Origin of the sequence: Pseudorhodobacter aquimaris (genome assembly GCF_001202025.1) — a bacterium.
Taxonomy (GTDB): Bacteria; Pseudomonadota; Alphaproteobacteria; order Rhodobacterales; family Rhodobacteraceae; genus Pseudorhodobacter; species Pseudorhodobacter aquimaris.
The window spans coordinates 20,605-41,989 of record NZ_LGHS01000075.1 but is presented as its reverse complement, the minus strand read 5'-3'; the positions used below and the strand labels follow the sequence as shown (position 1 = coordinate 41,989).

The 21,385-nt window shown below is 60.0% G+C and carries 23 protein-coding genes and 1 pseudogene; 11 read left to right on the top strand and 13 right to left on the bottom strand.

Features of this window, described 5'->3' with window-relative positions:
- Positions 1-80: 80 nt before the first annotated feature.
- The 5 genes from AKU94_RS16870 (at position 81) to AKU94_RS16850 (ending at position 1,913) form a co-directional block, all read left to right on the top strand.
- Positions 81-293, top strand: a complete 213-nt coding sequence (locus AKU94_RS16870) for a hypothetical protein (RefSeq protein WP_050528426.1) — start codon at positions 81-83, stop codon at positions 291-293.
- 32 nt (positions 294-325) lie between these two features.
- Positions 326-625: a hypothetical protein gene (locus AKU94_RS16865; RefSeq protein WP_050528425.1), complete on the top strand. Its 300-nt coding sequence runs from the start codon at positions 326-328 to the stop codon at positions 623-625.
- Positions 622-984, top strand: coding sequence for a hypothetical protein (locus tag AKU94_RS16860; protein ID WP_050528424.1), 363 nt, complete (start codon positions 622-624; stop codon positions 982-984). Before AKU94_RS16865 ends, AKU94_RS16860 begins: the two co-directional genes overlap by 4 nt.
- A 103-nt stretch (positions 985-1,087) precedes the next feature.
- Positions 1,088-1,315: a hypothetical protein gene (locus AKU94_RS16855; protein ID WP_050528423.1), complete on the top strand. Its 228-nt coding sequence runs from the start codon at positions 1,088-1,090 to the stop codon at positions 1,313-1,315.
- Positions 1,305-1,913, top strand: coding sequence for a DUF3489 domain-containing protein (locus AKU94_RS16850; protein WP_408633709.1), 609 nt, complete (start codon positions 1,305-1,307; stop codon positions 1,911-1,913). Before AKU94_RS16855 ends, AKU94_RS16850 begins: the two co-directional genes overlap by 11 nt.
- A 21-nt stretch (positions 1,914-1,934) precedes the next feature.
- Here AKU94_RS16850 and AKU94_RS16845 read toward each other — a convergent pair whose 3' ends face one another.
- From AKU94_RS16845 to AKU94_RS16830, 4 genes are read right to left on the bottom strand one after another with little or no spacing between them, the layout of a single operon-like run.
- Positions 1,935-2,162 carry a DUF7220 family protein gene (locus AKU94_RS16845; protein WP_050528422.1) on the bottom strand — a complete coding sequence of 76 codons (228 nt, stop codon included), beginning with the start codon at positions 2,160-2,162 and terminating at the stop codon, positions 1,935-1,937.
- Entirely contained in the window at positions 2,159-2,668 is a 510-nt protein-coding gene (locus tag AKU94_RS16840; RefSeq protein ID WP_157056593.1) for a hypothetical protein, read from the bottom strand. Before AKU94_RS16840 ends, AKU94_RS16845 begins: the two co-directional genes overlap by 4 nt.
- Complete coding sequence (locus AKU94_RS16835; protein WP_050528420.1) at positions 2,665-4,029, bottom strand: site-specific DNA-methyltransferase; 1,365 nt, start codon at positions 4,027-4,029, stop codon at positions 2,665-2,667. The genes AKU94_RS16840 and AKU94_RS16835 overlap by 4 nt, the downstream gene beginning before the upstream one ends.
- Positions 4,026-5,285 carry a site-specific DNA-methyltransferase gene (locus AKU94_RS16830; RefSeq protein WP_050528419.1) on the bottom strand — a complete coding sequence of 420 codons (1,260 nt, stop codon included), beginning with the start codon at positions 5,283-5,285 and terminating at the stop codon, positions 4,026-4,028. Before AKU94_RS16830 ends, AKU94_RS16835 begins: the two co-directional genes overlap by 4 nt.
- Positions 5,286-6,060: 775 nt before the next feature.
- On the opposite strand from AKU94_RS16830, the gene AKU94_RS16825 reads away from it, so the two are divergent.
- Together AKU94_RS16825 and AKU94_RS16820 are read left to right on the top strand one after the other, a co-directional pair.
- Positions 6,061-7,359 (top strand): DUF4062 domain-containing protein, encoded by a 1,299-nt coding sequence (locus AKU94_RS16825; protein ID WP_050528418.1) that lies wholly within the window; start codon positions 6,061-6,063, stop codon positions 7,357-7,359.
- Entirely contained in the window at positions 7,356-8,387 is a 1,032-nt protein-coding gene (locus AKU94_RS16820; protein ID WP_050528417.1) for a PIN domain-containing protein, read from the top strand. The genes AKU94_RS16825 and AKU94_RS16820 overlap by 4 nt, the downstream gene beginning before the upstream one ends.
- Before the next feature lie 216 nt (positions 8,388-8,603).
- On the opposite strand, the gene AKU94_RS16815 is transcribed toward AKU94_RS16820, so the two are convergent.
- The 7 genes and pseudogenes from AKU94_RS16815 to AKU94_RS16785 form a co-directional block, all read right to left on the bottom strand.
- Entirely contained in the window at positions 8,604-9,263 is a 660-nt protein-coding gene (locus AKU94_RS16815) for a beta/alpha barrel domain-containing protein (protein WP_050528416.1), read from the bottom strand.
- A complete protein-coding gene (locus tag AKU94_RS20560) occupies positions 9,260-9,913 on the bottom strand; it encodes a hypothetical protein (protein WP_050528415.1) in 654 nt (217 codons plus the stop codon). The genes AKU94_RS16815 and AKU94_RS20560 overlap by 4 nt, the downstream gene beginning before the upstream one ends.
- Before the next feature lie 31 nt (positions 9,914-9,944).
- Positions 9,945-10,358: pseudogene (locus tag AKU94_RS20555) on the bottom strand (DNA cytosine methyltransferase); the annotation flags it as partial.
- Between the two features lie 71 nt (positions 10,359-10,429).
- Positions 10,430-11,455: a helix-turn-helix domain-containing protein gene (locus AKU94_RS16800; RefSeq protein WP_050528413.1), complete on the bottom strand. Its 1,026-nt coding sequence runs from the start codon at positions 11,453-11,455 to the stop codon at positions 10,430-10,432.
- A complete protein-coding gene (locus tag AKU94_RS16795; RefSeq protein ID WP_050528412.1) occupies positions 11,452-11,847 on the bottom strand; it encodes a nuclease in 396 nt (131 codons plus the stop codon). The genes AKU94_RS16800 and AKU94_RS16795 overlap by 4 nt, the downstream gene beginning before the upstream one ends.
- The gene (locus AKU94_RS16790; RefSeq protein WP_050528411.1) at positions 11,844-12,113 is read right to left on the bottom strand and encodes a hypothetical protein; all 270 of its coding nucleotides are present in this window, start codon (positions 12,111-12,113) and stop codon (positions 11,844-11,846) included. Before AKU94_RS16790 ends, AKU94_RS16795 begins: the two co-directional genes overlap by 4 nt.
- Entirely contained in the window at positions 12,110-12,367 is a 258-nt protein-coding gene (locus AKU94_RS16785) for a helix-turn-helix transcriptional regulator (protein ID WP_050528410.1), read from the bottom strand. Before AKU94_RS16785 ends, AKU94_RS16790 begins: the two co-directional genes overlap by 4 nt.
- Before the next feature lie 569 nt (positions 12,368-12,936).
- Here AKU94_RS16785 and AKU94_RS16780 point away from each other — a divergent pair.
- Entirely contained in the window at positions 12,937-14,256 is a 1,320-nt protein-coding gene (locus AKU94_RS16780) for a tyrosine-type recombinase/integrase (RefSeq protein ID WP_050528409.1), read from the top strand.
- Here the strand turns inward: AKU94_RS16780 and AKU94_RS16775 are convergent.
- Positions 14,237-14,848 carry a hypothetical protein gene (locus tag AKU94_RS16775; protein ID WP_050528408.1) on the bottom strand — a complete coding sequence of 204 codons (612 nt, stop codon included), beginning with the start codon at positions 14,846-14,848 and terminating at the stop codon, positions 14,237-14,239. The two genes, AKU94_RS16780 and AKU94_RS16775, sit on opposite strands and share 20 nt — an antisense overlap.
- A gap of 196 nt (positions 14,849-15,044) precedes the next feature.
- Between AKU94_RS16775 and AKU94_RS16770 the strand changes: the two genes are divergently transcribed.
- The 3 genes from AKU94_RS16770 (at position 15,045) to AKU94_RS20070 (ending at position 20,094) form a co-directional block, all read left to right on the top strand.
- Positions 15,045-16,037, top strand: coding sequence for a helix-turn-helix transcriptional regulator (locus AKU94_RS16770; RefSeq protein WP_050528407.1), 993 nt, complete (start codon positions 15,045-15,047; stop codon positions 16,035-16,037).
- A 227-nt stretch (positions 16,038-16,264) separates the two neighbouring features.
- Positions 16,265-17,716, top strand: a complete 1,452-nt coding sequence (locus tag AKU94_RS20075) for an SIR2 family protein (protein ID WP_198144935.1) — start codon at positions 16,265-16,267, stop codon at positions 17,714-17,716.
- Positions 17,716-20,094: a hypothetical protein gene (locus tag AKU94_RS20070; protein ID WP_198144934.1), complete on the top strand. Its 2,379-nt coding sequence runs from the start codon at positions 17,716-17,718 to the stop codon at positions 20,092-20,094. The genes AKU94_RS20075 and AKU94_RS20070 overlap by 1 nt, the downstream gene beginning before the upstream one ends.
- Before the next feature lie 116 nt (positions 20,095-20,210).
- Here the strand turns inward: AKU94_RS20070 and AKU94_RS16760 are convergent, their stop codons facing one another.
- Positions 20,211-21,119 (bottom strand): hypothetical protein, encoded by a 909-nt coding sequence (locus tag AKU94_RS16760; RefSeq protein WP_157056592.1) that lies wholly within the window; start codon positions 21,117-21,119, stop codon positions 20,211-20,213.
- Between the last annotated feature and the right edge of the window lie 266 nt (positions 21,120-21,385).

Genomic DNA, 21,385 nt, shown 5'->3' with positions numbered 1-21,385 from the left:
GCGACGCACTCGAAGAGGCCTTTGAAGCTGGACGCCGCTCCGCTGAAACCACCACACCCCAATCCTGAAAGGACACGACCATGGCCATCGCCACCACCGCCGACACGACACGCATCTTTATCGACCGCAGCCGCTTCATCGAGGCCATGAGCGTGACCACGCTGCAGAACCACTTCAATGACCTCAGCCTGAATTCCGAGGTCTTCGAGATGGCGGGACGGGTCGGGATCGACTGCCTCACCTTTGAGTTGGCCGATGTCGTCCCCGTCCTGAAACAGCACGGGCTCATCTGAGCCCGTGTGAAACCCGCAACACGGAGACACTCATGAGCACGCGCGCGCAGATCGCCATCGAAGTCAGGCCCGGGGAATGGGCCCACGTTTACTTCCACTATGATGGCTACCCCGGCCACATGTTGCCCGCACTGGCGCGCTGGACACCCGAAGACATCCTCGCCGCACGCGAGATCCGGCAGGTGCGCGCAGATCAGATCGAGGGGTTTGAGCACCCCCGAAACCCAATCCTCCTGTCGCGCCCGACCTGCCACTTCTGTCATCTCTACATCTGGCAGGACGGCGCTTGGGCCGAGATCATCCCCGACCCCTGCGAAAGGCCCCTGCCATGACGCTGCCTCTCAATTGCCTGCCCGAGGGCGAGACCCTCGCCGATCTCGCTCGCCGCGAGTGTGCCATCGGCTTCGATCTGCGCTTTTGCCGCAGCGTGGCCGTATCCGAGCACGACCGCGACACTGTTACCTGCGACCCGACCGAAGCGGAGTTTGCCACGATTTATGCCCTGACAGATCTGGGCGAGGCCATCGCCATTCATGACATGGGGCTCTCTAGCGCAGGGGCGGACGAGGTGGCCGCCGTCGCCCGCGCGCTGTTTGTCGCCATGATCAACGCACGGCGTGACCCACCCGACGCAGCACAACGACACGAAGCCGAGCAGGCGGCGCTGACCGGTTCCCACCAGGTATATTGATCATAAATCAATGATATTGCTCGTTATTGCCTACACTAAACACCCCATCAGAGCGATTGTGATTACACGAAAACGATGCAACTCACCGAAGGATGACCAAGCCATGACCACACGCCGCGCCACCGACAACTCCAAAGCCCTCGACGCCTTCATGGCCACCAAGGTCCAGATCGACGTCATGCTGGAACGCCTGAAAGCCCTGAGCGATGACCATTTCGAGACCGACCCCGACGAGATCAACTGGGGCGATGTCGGCACCGTGAACCACTATGCCAGCCTGCTGCGCCAGATCACCGACAGCGCCTTCAAGGAGGGCGAGCATGCCGCCTGATCCCGCCCAGCGTAACCAGATCGAACAGGAGCCCGTCATGCCGAAACTCACTGACACCCAGACCATCATCCTGAGCGCCGGGGCCCAACGCCCCGACAACATCGCCCTGCCGCTGCCCAAAGGGCTGCACGGTGCAGCGGCGAAGATGGCCGTCACCAAAATGATCGCACATGGCTGGCTGCAGGAGGTCGACGCCAACCTGCGCCGGGGCGAACCTCTCTGGCGCGAAACCGGCGATGGCCATGGCACCACGCTGGTGGTGACCGATGCGGGGCTGTTGGCCATCGGGATTGAGCCGGTGGTGGCCAGCACGGTGACCAACCTGCGCAATGCCGAGCCGGAGCCGGACCCGCAGCCGACCGCAGCGGAGACGCCGAAACCGGTCACCATCCGCGAAGGGACCAAGCAGGCCCAGATCATTGCGCTGCTGCAGCGCCTTGAGGGTGCAGCGATCACCGAGATCGTGGCGGAGACTGGCTGGATGGCTCATTCGGTACGCGGCATGATCTCCGGGGCGCTGAAAAAGAAGCTTGGCCTTCCCATTGCCTCTGAAAAGGTCGATGGCAGAGGCACAGTGTACAAGCTGGACGCGGCCTGACGCCCTGCGTCACCGCACGGATCAGCTGCGATGTGGACGAGAGCACCAGCGTTCGAAAAGGCGGCGAAGCGTGTAGCTGCGCAGCAATGAGATACCCATGAAGATCGCGCCGATGGCAAGGTTCTCGCCCAAGCTCGGATGCAGCCCGAACCATGGGAACACCACGATCTGGGTCGCCAGCGCCAGCGCATAGCCCACAGCCACATTGGTAATGGCCTCGATCAGCGACATGCGGCGCGACTGGGTCATATCACCGGTCCCAGAATCTGAAATTCCTCTCGGATGACCTTGGCGGTCTCGGTCGCCTGCAATTCATTGAACACGCGCGCTGCAATGCGGCCCACATTCACGATGATGCAGGCGTTCTCGTTTGGCGCGATCAGCAGCTCCTCGTATTCGGTATGGCGCAGGAACTCACACGGGGCCTCAAAGGTGAGGTGGTCGTCACTCGGGCGGATCAGCCAAAGCACGCCGGCGCAATCATCCGGCGCGTCGATCCGACCCTGCAGAAACGGTGACAGGTGTTCTTGCACCAGCCCGAATGCGACAGACGGACCAAAGCCGAGCTTGCGCAGGTCCTGTGCCGCCGCAACCGCCACAACATCTCTCCAGCTATACCAGCGCGCCTTTCCGGGCTTTGGCGTGTCTTCCGGCCGAAAGTCGTTCCGGGATATGGCTTGGTTCAGGTCCGCGCGTGTGATCGGAATGGTCCGTATGAGGTCGGCGTTTCGCCAGATTGGGACGTCGATAATCATTTCTGTCGTGTCTCCCTGCCAATGGTGGTCTCGTTACGATTTTCCAGCTGTGCCTTTCGCCCCGTCGCCATCTCCCACCGCCGCACGGCCACGTCGCAATAAACCGGGTCCAGCTCCATCGCGAAGCAGCGTCGCCCCGCGCGTTCGGCGGCGACGATCTGGGTGCCGGAGCCGCAGAACGGTTCATAGATCAGGTCGTTGGCATCGCTGAACGCTGCCAGCACAGCCTCGACCAATGCCACGGGGAACACCGCTGGGTGCGATCCGGCAGCGCCCAGTCCACCCTTATGGCGCATTATCCGAAACACGCTGTCGGGGATGCGGTGGCTTTGGATCGCGTTGCCGGTGCCGGTCTTGGCGTGAACGGTGCCGTCTGCCCCGCGCAGCCCACCGCCGCCAAGGGTTTCGCCAGCGTGCTTGGACGGGACGGTCTTGTGTGGTTTGCGGGGCGCGCGGTTGAAGTGGAAAATGAACTCGTGCGACGGGGCCAGGCGGCCTTGCCAATCGCCCGGCAGGCCGGGGCCCTGATCCCACACATACCAACCAAAGCGTCGCCAGCCAGAGCTGCGCATCCATTCGACCCATCCTTCCCAATAGGGCAACCATTCGCCATCGCGGTGCACGAGGCCGAGGTTGACCAGAAGCTGGACGTCGTCCGTGACCGGGGCCGCGGTAAACACGCCCTGCATCAGCGCATCCCAATTGCCGAGTTTTTCTTTGGCCGCGCCGTAGGCGCGCTGTTGGGCGTAAGGCGGCGAGGTGAACATCAGCGTCGCTTGCTCGCCCTGCATCAGCTTGGCCACGGCGGCAGGATCGGTAGCATCGCCACAGCACAGCCGGTGTTTGCCCAGCACCCAGATATCGCCCGGTTTGGTGATCGGTTCGGCTGGCGGTTCGGGGATCGCGTCGGCGGCATCGTCGGAAATCTCCGGTCGATCATCGGCGTCGGCCAATAGTGCATACAATTCATCCTCGGGGATCCCGATCAGCCCGAGGTCGAAATCCTCTATCAGCAGCGCCTGCAATTCTTGCAACAGCAAGGCCTCGTCCCAGCCGCCCATCTCGGTCAACTTGTTGTCGGCGATGCGATAGGCCCGGCGCTGCGCCTCGGTCAGATGACCCAGCACGATCACCGGGGCTTCGGGCAGTCCGAGCTGGGCGGCAGCCAGGACACGGCCGTGCCCGGCGATCAACTCGCCATCGGCGGCGACCAGCACTGGCACGGTCCAGCCGAACTCGGCCATGCTGGCGGCGATCTTCGCCACCTGGTCAGCGTCGTGGGTTTTGGCGTTGCGGGCATAGGGCTTCAGTCGTGCGAGGGGCCAGTGTTCGATCCGGCCGGGCAGCAGGGGCACGTTCATGCCGCCAGCCTTTTCGCCTTCAGGTCGGCGAAGGTCTCGCCAGTATCGGCCAGCAGGGCGTTGGCACCGGTGAATTGCTGCCAGCGCTCGATGGCCACATCGACATAGGCAGGGTTCAACTCGATGCCAAAGCACACCCGCCCGGTGGTTTCTGCCGCAATCAGCGTGGTGCCCGATCCCATGAACGGCTCATAAACCGCCTGACCCGGGCTGGAATTGTTCAGGATCGGGCGGCGCATGCATTCGACCGGTTTCTGCGTGCCATGCACGGTGGCCGCGTCCTGGTCCTTGCCGGAGATGTGCCAAAGCGTGGTCTGTTTGCGGTCCCCCGCCCAGTGGCCCTTGCCGGTCTTCTTGACGGCATACCAGCAGGGTTCATGTTGCCAGTGATAATCACCCCGGCTGAGGACAAGGCGGTCCTTGGCCCAGATGATCTGTGACCGGACGGCGAAACCCGCCGCAACCAGGCTCTCGGCCACCTCGCCCGCATGCAGCGCGCCGTGCCAGACATAGGCCACGTCGCCGGGGAACAGCGCCCATGCTTCGCGCCAGTCGGCCCGGTCATCGTTCAGCACCTTGCCGGTTCTTTTGGTCTTCGCGGCCCCCGCCTGGTTGCGCCAGGACGGATCGTATTCCACGCCATAAGGCGGGTCGGTCACCATCAGCAGCGGGCGCACGTCGCCAAGCAATCGCCCGACCACATCGGCGGATGTGCTGTCGCCGCAGATCAGCCGGTGCGATCCAAGCTGCCACAGGTCGCCCGCCACCGACACCGGCGTGACCGGCGGTTCCGGAATGTCATCCTCGCCCTCGACCGCGCCGCCCTCGACCTGATCCGGATCGCGCAACAGGGCGTCCAGATCTTCGTCGGCGATCCCCAGCAGCGACAGGTCGAAATCCTCGGCCAGCAGCCCAGCGATCTCGTCGCGCAACATGGCCTCGTCCCACTCGCCCAGCTCGGTCAGTTTATTGTCGGCGATTCGGTAGGCCCGGCGCTCGGCCTCGTCGAGGTGGCCGAGCCGGATCACCGGTACGTCGGTTAACCCCAGCATGATCGCAGCCAACACCCGGCCATGACCGGCAATCAGCTCACCATCGTCGGCCACCATGCAGGGCACGGTCCAGCCGAACTTGGCCATGCTGGCGGCGATCTTCGCCACCTGATCGTCGCCGTGCATCTTGGCATTGCGGGCATAGGGGCGCAGCCTGTCGAGCGGCCAAGTCTCGATCTGGCTCGGTGCGAAGACCAGGTCCATGGGCGGTTCTCATTTGGGGCAGGGCGGACGTGCCGAAGCGCGCCGGGCAATGCCAGGGACACGATCGGGATCCGCGATGTGGAGGGAAAAGAAAGCGCCCGCGAGGGTTTTCCTCCGGGCGCAATTCTTCGATGATTAATAGGTAGGTCAAGGGGGCTAGAAATGTCAATCCATTTTCTGCCTTGGAATCAACGTGTTCAGAGATGGCCGGAAGCTTCTGGCGGAGAGATGCGTTCCTATGGTGGCTACTGGCGAGGGTGGCTTCCGTCAGGTGGCCGCCCTGGCTTCCGAAAGAAATCCACCTTGCCCACGCTGCGTGCCGGGTAAGTCACTGATAATGAGTCATAATGCCGAGGCGATCTGTGGGGGTGGCTTCCAAGTGGCTTCCCCGGTGAAAAAGCCACGCGCTAGCGAAATGCCGCGCTAAGCCCCCCCGTATACGCTGAAGGTCCGGGAGGAACCATGCCAGGGGGGACTGCGGTCGCTACCGGCCATGAGCGGCCAGCTACTGATGGTGAGGCGCTGCAATGCAGCTTCGCCAAAATGGTCATCCGTGCTTGCTGCGGCATTTTTGACGAGCAGTGTTCGCTTTACGGACATTTCGGTCATTCTAGGAGTACTCGCTTTTACTGGACGCAGACTACCACCGACATTTTAAAGAGCAGGTTGGGCGCGCAGTACTCCCCAGCGTTTAGAGCTCAAGACGAGAATAGCTATCCGAACGCCTTGACACGAGTGCCAATCCCCTGTGTCTGGAGGTCGTAGGAGTGCACCAATGTCCACCAAACTTCGAGTATTTGTTAGCAGCACGATGAGAGATCTAGGTGATGCGCGCCGGGCGGTCATCAAGAGGCTGATTGCGCTTAACTTGGAGCCAGTCAACGCAGAGGGAATGCATCCAGACGGCGGCACGAGCTGGGAGGTTATCCGTTCTGAGATCGATAGTAGCCATCTATTCGTCCTGATTAGCGGGGAGACGTATGGCTGGATACCCGACTCCGGTCCCGGCGCCGGTGAGGGCAGGTCGGTCACTCACATGGAAGTCATGCACGCAAAGACACTCGATCTGCCGATACTGCCGTTCTTCAAGTCTCTGAACTATGATTCGCCTCGTGGTACCCTCGATGCGAACGCCCGCGACAATTTCAGGCGCGAGATCGCAGAGTGGGGAGCTGGTAGGTTTCGGCAGGAATTCAAATGGAGTGATGACCTTGAGCGAGCGGTAGCAGATGCGCTACTCGACCTTTTCCAAGGTTCCGTCCTCAAGGAACTTACATCGCGGACCCGTCCGCAGAGTTTCGCACCAATCACCTCGAGTAATGCCGCTTTAGGTCGTGTATCCATTCCTGCTGGTTTTGTCGGTCATGACCCCGTGCTATTCGTCGGCGCCGGCATTTCAGCGCCTGCGGGATTGCCAACGGCGGCAGTGATGACCGAACTTTTTGGTGCGCGTCTGTCTCTTGGCGTAGATGGCGATCAGCTGCTCGGGCGACATAGGTTCGCCGACGTGGCGGCCGCCTTGGAACTGCGTTACGGTCGAAGAGAACTCGAACGCACGGTGGTCCAAGCTTTCGATATGGCGCAGGGGGTCATCCCGACCCCCGGCCATCTCGCCGCGGTGTCGAGTTTCCGCCACATCGTCACGACAAACTACGACGATTTATTCGAACGTGCCGCAGTTGAGAAAGGTATCCCTCACACGGTGCTCCATTCGAATGGAGCAACACTGGGCGAAGGCACGGATCTGACCATCTTTAAAATAGACGGGTCGATTGCGTGCCCTGGTAGCCTCATAATAACAGAAGACGACGCTGCCCGCGTCCGTGCTAATGGGCCGTATTGGGACACTATCGCGGCCGCGATAGGTGACCGACCCGTGGTGGTCATCGGCCATTCGCTCCGAGACGAAAATGCCCGGAAAGTCCTCAAGCGACGCGGAAACGGAAAAGGTATATATCTGTCCCTCACGCCCAATCCGATGGACGACATAATCCGTGGACGATTTGAACTGATAGGATGTGTTGGTACTGCCGATGACTTCCTACTGTCGTTCGAAAAATCTACCGCACAATGACAGTTCGGATTGTTCTCGACACTTGTGTCTGGCTCAACCTAGCGGGAGACTATCGCAACCTTCCCCTGCTCCACCGCATGGAGAGCACGGTCGACGAGTGCGAGGTCGAGTTCATGGTGCCTGACGTTGTGCAGGCCGAGTTCGAACGCAACAGGGACCGCGTCATGAAGGCCGCCAAAACGAGCCGAAAAGACCATTTCAAGCGCGTGCGAGCGACGATCAAGCAGTTTGGAACTGGCGACACCGCAGCAATTCTTGAAGGTATTCTCGATGTTGAGCAGAAGATGCACATGCACGGGGACGCAGTTGACGAAACGCTGTCCAAGGTCGAAGAAATCATGGCAAAGGCGACCCATTTGGTGCCTTCCGTCATCGCTAGGTCTAGGGCTGCCACCCGTGGCCTGGACCGAGTAGCGCCGTACCACAAGACAGGGATCGCGGACGCCGTAATTCTCGAGACCTACTATGAGATTGTCGAAGAAAGCGCCCACGAAGATCACCGCTTTGCCTTCATCACCAGCAATACGGACGATTTCACTCATGCCAAGGTCGACAAGAGCAAACCTCATCCAGATATCGCTTACTACTTCGACGGCGTACGCTCAGTTTTCGCCACAGACATCGGTGATTATTTTGGCAACCTGATGATAGACTTAGATCCGACAGGAGCTTTTGACGATTTTTACATTCCGGACGATCCGCGTGTATCTTCAGAGATCAACGAGGCAATAGCTTTCCTGTGGGATCAAGTCTGGTACACCCGTCACGTGTACAATATGGAAAAAATCGATAGCGGAGAAATCCAGGTCACCGACGAGATGCCAAAGGACAAGCCATACGATCAAACAAAGATCACCAAAGGCAACCTAGCGACCTTGCGCGCGGCCGGTGAACGGGTGCGCCATAAGTACAACGATCGGCCCGAGGTTCTAGGACCGTTCGAAGATTTCGAATGGGGCATGATCAACGGCAAGTTGAGTGCGCTGAGGTGGGTCATGGGCGAAGAGTGGGACTTCTTGGACACTTGAGGATGGCATTAACACCCTCGACGACACTATCGTCAGCGTGCAAATTGTAGCCAGACTTGTTTCGACCGAAACCGGCCATTGGCACAAGATGCGGCGGACAACTACTTTCCGACCTCCACGTCGATCAATGACCGGAAACGCTGTGCAGAGATCGAGCGGCTGCTTCGGGTCGCTGCCTCACCGGCATCTGTCGGCTTCTAGCCCATTGTGACTTTGTCAACCTGTTCCCCAAGGTCTCACCTTCGGCATAACTGCCGCCACTTCCATCTCCCTTAACATTCGTCCTGCAACCAGCCCATCGCGCACCCAATCCAACGCCCGCCACCAATCCTCATACCCGCGCCGTGCGGCGGCGATCTGTTCCGGATGTGGCCGCCATGTGACCGGACAGGCCCGCACTTCGATTGTACGCCATTTCCCGCTGATCAGTACTCTTTCAGTGCCTACCGCGACGCTGACAGCGCGGTCCCCATGGCGGTTACGCTTAATGTCGACTGGCACGCAACGTGGCACCGCGCCTGGCATCCAGTCGGGCGTTATCCCTGCGCGCGCCATTTCGGCAACGCTGATTGCCATACGGATGCCGCCGAGGCTGCCGGGTATGCCGGCGACAGTGGCGGCGATCACGTCTGCGTCGGCATGGGTGTAACTGCCCATCTTGTGCTGGCCACCATCCACCTTGCAGCCCAGCGCCGCACGTTGCAGCAGAACATATTCGAGGCCAAAGCCGAAGCCCTCTTCCGACACATCCTTCGGCGGCGGCAGTTCCAACTGCGCCTTTTCCACCCGAAACGCCCATTCCAGCGCCGCTTGCACGCCCAGCGCGCGTTTCATCTTCGTGCCGCCGTTGCGGCTAATCCGTCCCTGCATGCTCATGGCCGCAATCTTTCAAACAGGTTCATCTGCGCTGGGCCCTCCGGCCCATCCGTCGGCCGCCAAATCCAAGGGCCCGAGGCCATGGGCAGATGCGAGAGCGCGCCACGCATGTGCTGCTGCCAGCGGATGAACTCCGTTGCCGAGCAGGCGCAGAGCGCGTGCCCGATGGGCCAGCCCATCAGCCATCCGACGAAGAGCGGGTTCAGTCGCCGCCGTGCCCGGCCCTTCAGGATCCGCCGCGAGACGGCGCGCCCATGCGAGGCAATCATTGAAACCCAGAGCGGGCGCGAGATCGGGGCGTGCGGCAAGGACCGTTGCCCACGCATCCCGATCACCGGGTCCGGGTGGGTGAATCCCTGTTCCGCGCGGTAATGCAGGATATCCATCCGGGATTTGCCATCTGCGCGGATCACACTCGCCTCGCTGCTGCCCTTCCAGTTCTGCGCTGCTGGTGTTGGCCATTGCGCAGCCTGTGCTGGCAGGGGTGGCGTTCCGCCCGAGCCATAGCTCTGGCCCGGCCCACCCTTCGCGCCATCGGTCGCTTTCGGTGTCGACCAATTGCTGATGTCCAGCGCCAGAGCCTCGGCCTTGCGGGTGAAGTCGCTGTTGCCCGCTGGATTGTAGTTGGCCGTTCTGGGGTGCAGGCTCATCGGCGTGGGCCAGGATGAAGATGCGGTTTCGCTGGTGCGGCGCGCCGACTTCTGCCGCAGAGAACAGGCCCGTCGCAGGCGTGTAGCCCATCTGCCAAAGCTCTCGCAGGACAGCTTCCAGCCCGAGGCTGACGTGCCCGGGGACGTTCTCAAGGAATACCCATTCGGGTTGGCATTCCCCAATGACGCGAGCGACGTCGGGCCAGAGATGGCGGGGATCGTCGGCACCGCCGCGTTTTCCAGCTGCGCTGAAGGGCTGGCAGGGATATCCGGCGAGGACGATGTCAAAGGCACCGCGAAAGGGTTGGGCATCGAAGCTGCGCAGATCATCCCAGATTGGCGCCGGGGCAAAATACCCGGCGCGCTGGGCGGCAATGAGGACGGCTCGGGGCCATTCCTCCCATTCGACGAAGGCGCGGGTGTGATAGCCGGGTTCGGCGAGCATGAGGCACAGATCCAAGCCTCCGCCGCCTGCGCAGAGGGACAATCCGTGCCGGGGACGTGACACCATGCCATTCACCGCACCCCTCGCATCCGGAGTCGTTCGGGTGTGACGAGGCCGCGCACCAACATCAGATCGCGGATGCTGTTGTTGATCGCGCTGACCGGCAGGAAGCCATCGGCGTTGACCATTTTGGCGTAGAAGGCCGCCTTCTCGTCATCGCTGAGCCGGGGAGGGTCTTCGCACTTGCGCCGCCGTTTCGTCTTCTGGCTCTTGGCGTTCGCAATGGTCGCCTGCGCATCGCGCTGGGCGGCCCGTTCCATGAACCGGTCGAGGGCTTTGGGCCCATCGGGCGGATTGGGATGATCGGCTCGGGTCTCGGTGGCTGTCTCGACGATCCGCTTCTGCGAAAGTCCGAGATCATCGATCCAGCGACGAACATGCGTTCTGGCTGGCCAGCCTTGCCACCAAGCGGGCAGGGTGGCATTGGCGGCAAAGCCCAGTGCAGTCAGCAACTCTGCGAAGAACCGATCAAAATCGGCATCGCGCGCTTGCGCGTCCTCCTCCTCCTTTACTGGTTTACTTAAGGGTTCTCTTACAAGGTTAGTGTCCGGATTTCGGACACGGCTTTGGCCATTTTCCGGACACGGGTCGGGGCAAAATCCGGACACGGCTTGCGCGTCGATCCCGTGTCCTGAATTCGGACACGGACCAGCCTCTGGGAGGGAATCCGGGCCGCAACCGTCTGCCACAGATGGGTTTTCTCTGAGGGCGCTATCCCCGTGTCCGGTTTCCGGACACGGAACCACATCCGCCGGTGTGAAGCCCGGCTCGAAGCACAGGATGTAGCGGGTTGGCAGCTGGCGCTTGGTTGCTGGATCGATGCGGGGAATCCTGCGCAACAGGCCTGCCGCCTCAAGCTGGCCAATATGATCGTTAAGGGTCGAGCGGCTGATTTCACAATCATGCGCGAGCCTGTCCTGCGAGGGAAAACAGCCGTAGTCCGGGTTGAAACGGTCGCAGAGATGCCAGAGCACGATCTTGGTGGTGGGTTTCAACCCGCGTTGCTTGATGGCCCAGTTGGTGGCTTCATGGCTCATGGCACTGCCCTCCGGGTGGGTGGCGCAATGCGCGTGGTAAAGCCGTGGTCGGCCAAAGCGCCCAGCGCGTCGTCAAGGCTACGCACTAGCGCCCAACCGAAGCCCTGCGCCAAAACGGCATCGCGAAACGCTTCCTGTGCGGGGCTGAGCCGGCCCTTGAGGGATTTCAACTCGAGGAACAGCACGCGCCCAGCGCAGAGCACGATCAGATCGGCAAAGCCTGAATGGACGCCCATGCCCACCAGGATCGCTTGGCGTTTTGCGCCGCGGGGGCTGGCCTCGGTCACCTCATTGGCGCAGTGATGAATGATGGTCGAGCGGGGCAGGGCAAAGTGCAGGGTCTGCACCACAGCGCGCTGCAGATCGGCCTCGGGTGTGCCGCGGCGCTTCATGACCGCCCCTCCCGATCTGATCGATTATGATTGGTACGCCCGGGTGATTTTGCATCAAGGACGACCAATAGGATCCGGGCGTCTTCACGCTCGGCAGGCGTCTCCCCATGCTGGACCAGCACGTTGCACGCGAGCCGCAGCAGGTGGTCGGAATGGTTCACAACATCGGCCACGACGATGCGCGCTTCGTGCCGTCGCTCGTCGATCCAGTCCTGGCGAACCTGATCGCGGGCGCTGCGCTTGCGGAAGGGCAGGGGGATGCTCATCGACGGCCTCCCCGACGTGCGCGGCGATTGTCCGCCGCTTCCTGCTCTTCCAGCCATTCGACAACGGCGCTGCGGCGATAATAGATTTTCCGACCCGCGCGAATGCAGGGAGGGCCCCAGCGTTCGGCGGTCCAGCGCCGCAAGGTGCCTTCGGTTACCTCGAGTTCCTGGGCAAGATCGGACCTGCTGATCCAACCGCTCAGCAGGGCGCGCGGCGTTTCCCTGCCTCCTTTAGCGTTCATGATTTCCTGCATGTGAAGTCTCCAGTGTGAGAGCCCGAACGTGGGCAAATGCTGGGTCCAATCACGCACATCGCGAAGGGTGGCAGGGAGGCACGGGGTGGCACGAAACTCGACACCCCCGTGCCACCCCTTGTTTTATTGGCTTTTCGGCAGGTTCTGGTCCGGCGACCACAGCCGTCGCTGCGGCGCAGCAAATTGGTCCGCCGCGTGCTCGCGCGTATTCCTGCGCAAATCGGCGTATTCGCGGGCTTTCGCACGCATTCGCGATCAAACTGGGGGTGGCAACGTGCATAAACGCGTGCCACCCCCATATTTTATTGAAGATTTCTCTGCTTTCGCCCGCTTTTGATGGTGATTCTGGTGCTGAGAGGCGCGTTCGGGTGGAAATCATGATCGGCGAAAGTGGGTGCCGCGTTGGTCAGCATCCGGCCCAGCGCGCAGATTGCCAATAAAATAAGGGGTGGCACGGCACCTGTCTCCGGCGTGCCACCCCGTGCCTCCCTGCCACCCCCAGCGCCATGCTCTGCTTGATAGACGGCCCGATCTACGCGTCATGACAGGGGCAAGAGAGAGGTTTGCTGATGGTGAACAGACAGAAACTGACGGAAGTGATCGTACGCGATGCCGAGCCTGCGGAGGGCCGGGATTACCAGATCTTTGACACAGAGGTGCGCGGCTTTGCCGTTTGCATCTATCGCGGCGGTGGCCGCGCCTTCACGCTCGACTATCGCTATGCGGGTCGGCAGCGCCGCATGACCTTTGGCCGTTGGCCGGAATGGAGCGTGTCGGCGGCGCGCACGCGCGCCAAGGAACTGCGGCGGGACATTGATGCTGGGGGCGATCCTCTGGCGAACCGCGACGCCCTGCGGGAAGCGCCCCGCATCGCAGATCTGATCGCCCGCTACGTCGATGTGCATCTGACGCATCTCGCCAAGCTCAACGCCTCCGATCAGCGATCGATGATGGAGAAGTTCATCACACCAGCTTGGGGCCGGATGCTGGTAACTGAAGTCAGCGCCTATGATGTAGAACTGCTGCTGAACAAGGTCGCGGAGGGGCGCGCACGACCGTCAAAGCAAAAGCCCAACAACCGCGCGCGCAAGTTGCAGGGTGCCAAGCTCACACCCGTCCGCGCCAACCGTGTCGGCGAGGTCGTTCGCAAGATGTTCGCCTATGCCGTCAAATGGGGATGGCGCGACGACAACCCCGCGACGGGGTTTCGCCGCCGGATGGAAACGCCGCGCGAGCGGTATCTCTCGCAAGAGGAAATCGCGTGCCTAGCGACGGCGCTGGATGCGGCGGAGGACGACCGCGCTGCCGGGATCATTCGGCTTTGCATGTTGACCGGTGCCCGGGTGGGGGAAGTGCGACAGGCGCGGTTCGAGGATTTCAACCTCGAGCATCTGTCATGGACCAAGCCCGCCACAACGACAAAGCAGCGCCGCGTGCACCGCGTGCCAATCTCGGACGAGGCGGCGGCCATCGTGCGCCAGCGCCGCCTTGCGGTGGTTTCCGGCTCGCCATGGCTGTTTCCGGGCGACACGCCCGGCCAGCCCGTGCAGGAAATCCGCCGCTTCTGGGCACGGATCCAGAACGAGGTTGCCATCCCCGACGTGCACATCCACGACCTGCGCCACACCTTTGCATCGCTGCTGGTGAGCGGTGGTGCCTCGCTTGAGATGATCGGGAAGTTACTGGGTCATAGTCAAATGCAAACCACCCAGCGGTATGCGCATTTGATGGACTCGCCGTTGCGCGCGGGCGTCGATGCCGTGGCCAACGCCTTCAAGCCCAAGCCACGGCTGGTTCATGACGCAGATCGGCCCGCTGCTGCGGCCAGCCCGCCATCAAGGGCTGGCCAGCGCGCTGGCGCGAAACATCTTACCGTTTCGGGTTCTTGAACTTCACGGCTTTGAGGAACGGGGACAATCGCCGCCGGATCGAGCGCTCGTCTGGAAATTCCCCGGTTTCCGACTGCGCGGCGAACCAGTCCTGCAACTCCCTGATCCATTCGGCCTGGGATTTGGGCAAGCCCTCTTCGAACACCCGGCGCGTGATCTCAACACTCATCCCGGGCCAGTCGTAGTCCCCATCGTCGCCAAGCCCAGCGCCTTCGGCGACACGGCCGAAGAGATTGTTGATGTCCTCAAAACGCTGCACTTCATGGCCAAGGATCATCAGATCGCCGATCGAGACCAGTACGCCCTCCTCGGGGGCGGTGATATAGAGCCAGTCCTCTCCTTCGAGTTGCCGCACACGCCGCAAATACGCTTCTTGCGGACCAGTCCCACAACGCCTGAACATCGGCAAGATATCCGCGGGCTCGATCTGCACCAGCCCAGCGATGCGCACTTCGTCACACGCGATAGGCGGAATGCCCGTAATGAACTTGAGCATCCCCATCGCGGCCCAGCCAGCGATGTCGGAAACCGTGCAGCCCCAGCGTGCAGCGGTTTCGTGAACAGGATAAAAAACACGTTGTGGCAGGCCCATACTCAAATCCTCCTTCAAGGACCGCCGGCCAGATCGAGCAGAGCCTGGCAGCGGGTGTTAAGCTTTTGGCGTCGTTGCTGATCGGCGAAATCACTGAAACAGCGTGATTTTTGATTCGCATTGGCGTAAGACCTGTTTAATCTCCCTATGGGGTAAGTTGCTTACCCCTTGCGCAATCAGAGGGAGAATATTCACCATGTCATTCGCCAAGGCGCAGGACCTGTTCCGATTGGCCGAAATGGCCAAGGCGCGCTACCGAGGCGTAAGCTTGCGCGACATCATGGCGGAGTTTGCCGTCAATGAGCGGACGGCCCGACGCATGGCACGTGCGCTGGAGGACGTGTTTCCCCGGATTGATGTTGTGACGGATGATGAACGCCGCCGCTGGTGGTCCCTGCGCGATGTTGATTACATCCGCCACCGTGGGTTTCGCGACAGTGAACTTGCTGCGCTGGATCTGGCGATCCGCAGGGCTGATCGAGACGGGGCTGCGAACGAGGTCAAATCTCTTACGGAGATGCGCGACCGGCTCCTCGCGTCCGCGCCGCCCACACAAGCTCGGTCGGCCGAAGTGAGTTCCGAGGTCATGCTCGAGGCGAATGGGTTCGCGTGCCGTCCCGGGCCAGCGAGTCAGGCATCACCGTATTATCTGAAGTTATTGTTCGAGGCTTTCATCGCGCCGATGTCAATCCGCATGACGTACCGGAGCGCGCGCGATGACGCACCCCGCGAGCGGGTTGTCGAACCCTATGGCGTCATCCTTGGCACCCGGCATTACCTTGTGGCGCGAGACACGACGCCGGACCGACGGATTCGTCAGTATCGGTTTGATCGGATCAGCGAAATGGCTGTGACGGGGCAGGGCTTCGCGCGCGACCCGAACTTCTGCATCAACGTCCACTGCGCGCAATCGTTCGGGTCATTCTTTTCTGAAGCCGAGCACGGGCCCGTCCGCTGGCGCTTTGCGCCTAGCGCTGCGCCCGTCGCCCGCGACTTCCGGTTCCATCCAAACCAGGTGATGAGCGATTTGCCGGACGGCAGCCTGCTGGTTGAATTCAGCGCGAGCGGATGGGTGGAAATGGCTTGGCACTTGGTTTCATGGGGCAGGGCGGTCGAGGTTCTGGCCCCGCCTGAACTGCGTGTAATTTTGGAGAGGGTGCGGCGTGGCGATGTTGATGTCTTGCCGTGATGGCCAATATCGATGTGCCGACATTGGTAGTTTATACATGAAGGGCGGGGAGCTGCAGTTCGCTGCCGAAGCAAAATCGTGTTGTCTCTTGTGGGCAGCAGACCTTCGAGCCAATGGTGTAGCATTTAGTGCCGTTTTCCTGATGTCATTTAACACGGTTACCAAGCCTGATACGTTCCGGAAAACCGCAAGCGCTTAACAGAGAAGATATTCGAGAGGGTGATTAAATGCAGTTCATTTCTGCGGGGCCAGATATACCGGATGAGCTACTGCAAGCGCAGGAGGAGGGCCGTCTGGTCTTTTTTTGCGGCGCTGGAATTTCTTACCTCGCAGGCCTTCCGGGGTTTAAAGGCCTCGTAGAACAGATTTACAAACACACTGGGACCAGAAGGTCGCCCATCGAGCAGGATGCGTATGATCGTGGCCAGTACGATGCCACGCTCGACTTGCTCGAAAGGCGCCTGCCAGGTCAGCGCTTCGCCGTGCGAAATGCTTTAGCACAATCGCTGAAGCCAAAACTGCGCCGTAGGGGGGCGACAGACACTCATACGGCTTTGCTTCAACTTGCGCGCAGCCGCGAAGGCGCTCTGCGGCTGGTTACCACTAATTTCGATGGCGTGTTTGAAGTAGCGGCGAAACGTGGTGGACAGCAGTTTAATTCATACTCCGCTCCTATGCTGCCTATCCCGAAGAACAGCCGTTGGAATGGGCTGATCTACCTGCATGGTTCGCTGCCCAAAAAAGCTGATGAAGCTGCGCTCAACCGACTTGTAATTACAAGCGGTGACTTCGGCCTAGCCTACCTCACCGAACGATGGGCCGCCCGTTTTGTAAGCGAGTTGTTCCGAAATTACTCGGTCTGCTTCGTTGGTTACAGCATCAATGATCCAGTTTTGCGTTACATGATGGATGCATTGGCCGCTGACCGTATGCTGGGTGAAAGCACCCCACAGGCTTGGGCCCTGGGCGATTGCGAACCTGGGCAGGAGCCTGCGAAGACCATTGAGTGGGAAGCCAAAGGCGTGACGCCTATCCTGTACGAGGTCCCGGTTGGCAGCCTTGACCACTCGGCTCTTCATAAAACTTTGCATGTCTGGTCAGAAACTTATCGAGACGGTGTGCTTGGCAAAGAAAAGGTAGTCGTAACCCACGCGCTTGCACGTCCGTCAGCCAGCACACGCCAAGATGACTTTGTTGGCAGGATGCTATGGGCACTGTCTGACCCATCTGGGCTGCCAGCAAAACGATTCGCCGAGTTTAACCCTGTGCCCTCGCTAGATTGGCTACTCGATGCATTCTCTGATGAGCGTTATCAACAGGCAGATCTTCCTCGCTTCGGCGTGCCAACACTCCTCAAATGCGATAGCAAACTTAAGTTTAGTCTCGTTCGTCGACCGGCGCCTTATCCGCTCGCGCCATCAATGATGTTGGTTTCGGGAGGCATCGAGATTTCGCAATGGGACGACGTGATGTTTCACCTCGCGCGCTGGCTGCTCCGACACTTAAACGACCCAGACTTGATTATCTGGATCGTACAACGGGGCGGTAAGCTTCACGAACGTTGGTCTTTGCTAGTCCAACACGAATTGATGCGCCACAACAGTTTGGAGAGGGAAGGCAAGGTAGCAGAACTGACAATATTCGCGTCAATGCAGCAAACGCGATCCCTGGACCGGTAATGCGAACGCTTTGGCGCTTACTTCTTAACGGTCGGTTAAAATCACCTTGGAGACAGCGCGATCTATACGATTGGAGAAATCGCCTGACGCAACAGGGGATCAGTGCCACTCTTCGAATGGAATTGCGTGATGCTCTGACGCCAAAAGTTAAGCTTTCCAAACGATTTAGATGGGGAGATGAACCCGAACCAAGCGGTGAGCCCTCTAGCGTCGGTCAAATATTGGACTGCAAGTTTGTCTTGGCGGCCGATGATGTGAGCTCAACCCTCCGCGACTTAGCAGACGACAAGTCCTGGCTGGCACTATTACCTCAATTGATTGATGATTTTCGGCAACTGCTGATCGACTGCTTGGATATTATGCAAGAGTTAGGCGAGGCTGACGAGTACAAAGATCGATCAAGCTGGGACCTTTCGTCCATAAGTCCGCACTGGCAAAATCGTGGACTGCGCGGTTGGGTGACTCTGATCGAGCTACTGCGAGACTCATGGTTGGCCGTTCGAAATGAAGACCCCGCCAGAGCCAGTGAGATCGCAAAAACATGGTTTGAGGTTCCGTACCCGACATTCAAACGTTTGGCCTTTTTCGCAGCGGCCCAGAACGACTGTATCCTTTCTGAGCTATGGGTGAATTGGCTCTTGGCGGACGATTCCTGGTGGCTCTGGTCTCCTAGCTTAATGCGTGAGGTGCTCCAGCTTCTTGTACTGCGTGGGGGGGATTTGACCCAACCTGCGCAGAAGAGGCTGGAAATGGCTATCTTGGCCGGCCCTTCTCGCCAAAATTATCGCGATGATCTTGAACCTGAGCAGTGGGCTGACTTGAAGGATCGTTCGGTCTGGCTACGGCTGGCCAAGCTGAGCGCATCCGGCATCGCGCTCGGGGCGGAAGCTTCGCTGCACTTTGAGGATTTGTCGCGCGCGCATTCAGTGTGGGAGTTAGCTCCGAATGAGCGTGATGAGTTCTCGATTTGGACCAGTGGCACCGGCGACCCGGACGACGAAGACCGGCAAGAGATCGATATCGCACCCTCCAAACGTAGCGAACTTGTTCAGTGGTTGAGACAGCCAGTGCCCGACGATTACCATTTCTATGAGGATATGTGGCGGGAAATTTGCCGCACGCGTCTCTCTCTTAGCCTTACCGCGCTCTGTGAACTGGCGCGTGACGGAGAGTGGCCGGAGATCCGTTGGAGGGAAGCGCTTCAATCGTGGAGCGGAGAAGGACTTACCCTGCGATCTTGGCGATACGGCGCTTCGCTGGTGCAAGCCATGCCTGATGATGTGCTAGTGAAGCTCGTTCGCCAGGTAACATGGTGGCTCGAAGCTGTTTCTAAATCGATCAACCAACATGAGGCCATCCTTCTCGAGCTCTGCCGACGCGTACTGGAAATGCACCGTGATGCTGATTCAGGCATTGAGCCGGATGATGAGCAAGCAGATGATCCAATAGGAGCAGCGATCAATCATCCGATTGGGCACGTCACCCAAGCTGTTCTCAATCTCTGGCTCAAGGGCGCGCCAAATGACGACGACCACCTTCCCGACGACATCGAGCGCATTCTCACGCCAATATGCGATGTTGATGTGGATCAATTCCGTCATGGTAGAGTGTTGCTGGGCGCGCGATCCATTGCGCTTTTCCGTGTGGATAGGCCATGGGCCGAACAAAGGTTGCTGCCGCTATTTGATTGGGACGCCTCACCGGCGCAGGCAAGGGCTGTGTGGAGTGGGTTCCTTTGGTCGCCCCGTTTATATTGGCCTTTGTTGAACGCACTCAAACCACAGTTCCTCAGTACTGCTCAGCATTACGCAGTATTGGGCGCACAGGCCAAGCAGCTAGCTGCCTTTCTGACGTATGCGTCGCTAGAGCCCAATCAGAACTTCTCTAGGGAGGAGTTCAGTGCCGTTATTGCGTTGTTGCCGCAGGAGGGGCTTGAGGTGGGGGCAGACGCGCTAGCGCAAGCTCTTGAAGGAGCGGGCGATCAGCGAAAGGAATACTGGAAAAATCGCATCCTGCCGTTCTGGCAGCACGTATGGCCGAAATCGCGCGACCTTGTCACTGAGGGGATCGCAGAAGACCTCGCTCGGCTCAGCATTGCGGCCGGATCAGAGTTTCCAGAAGCACTGAAAACCGTCGAGGATTGGCTGGTCCCAATCCGACACCCACACTCCGTTATGCATCGATTGCACGAGAGCGGACTGTGCAGTCAGTTTCCGGAGGATGCCCTGAGGTTTCTTGGTATCATCATCAAGGATCAGCCATACCTTTCCGATGAGTTCAGGCAATGTTTGAGTTCAATAGCGCAGACGAGGCCAGCGTTGACAGAAGACCCCCAACTCAGGAGGCTAAATGAACACGCTCGACGCTTGGGAATATGAGTCTGAGAAATGGTGCGCTGCGTACCAAACGACCGCTTCGGTAAAGCAGTTGTGCGGCGTTGGAGGGGCAGTCATTGTCCGCAAAGGGCCGGGCTGCGTCGAAATTGGTCGGACGCTTAGTCGGATGGTTGAGCCTCCGTCGCAGCCTCGACCACCCGAATGGTCTCGTTCACTTGCCCCAGCCCTCGAACATGCGCTTTGCGCCAGCTCGCCCCCCTTGCTGTCCGCATGTAATGCCCTCGAACCCGATGGGCCCGACGTCGGGCACCGCCGACACCGCCCTCCTCGTCGTCAACCGCCTGTAGGTGCAGCCGCCCCTGGGCGTTTACCCGGATCTTGGTTACGACCTGCGGTGCCCCAGCGGAAAGCGCCCCCTCCCGCTCCATCCGCCGCCGTTCCGGGCGTGAGAACATCGACTCATCTTCCACATCAAGAGGCCCACCCTTCGCAGCGATTAAGTGCATTGCCCCGACCGCGTTCAGGATTGTCCAGCCAGTCTGCGGGAATGCCTCACCGAAAAACTGGCTGACTCGTTCATCCTGGGTTCCCTCAAAACCGTTGATGAACCGAGGAGAGGTGAACGGATCGGCCCGCATATCGAGCTTTGCATCAGCGTCCACCGTCAGGAATAGCAGGGGCTCAATCAACGGCTTACCCATTTGCCGGTGAAAACTGCAGACAAGAATTTTGCCGCCAATCTTCTGAATCAGAACACCGGATCCGTTCCGCGACCCGCCGATATCCTCCTCAAACTCCATCCAGACCGAGTCAAACGGCAGCGGTGCTTCGACGAGCAGCGGTCCGAAATCCTCGACAAGCTTGACGCCGGACTGGACAGTGGCGATCAGGTCGAGCGCAGCTGGTTCAATGACGAACGATGTGGCACGATAGGCCAGATCACGGACCATCTTGACCCGCCGGTAACGCTCCTCCTGAGCATCGCTGCGGAGCTTCATGAAAAACGGGTCCGACTCCGGGTCCGCCAAATGCCTGTCGTAGGTCTCTCTGACCATTTTAAGAAGCACGGACCATCTCTCCTACAATTGCAGTATCGCACTTCGGCGCGACGCTTCGCCAAAAGCATCCCCTGAATGGCCTGAGTATTTCAAGCGCCAAACTGTCAGTCAAGCAATCCTGTGGATGCTATCTGACCTCTGATCCGGCATTTAACATGCCGAAGGCCCGTAAGTTTTGCTGCGGCACCGCTTGGACGGCCGCTAGGGGAAATGCGGCCACACAGCACTAATAGACCTCGATCGGCAGGAATGGGCCGTTCGCGATCATCATCCAG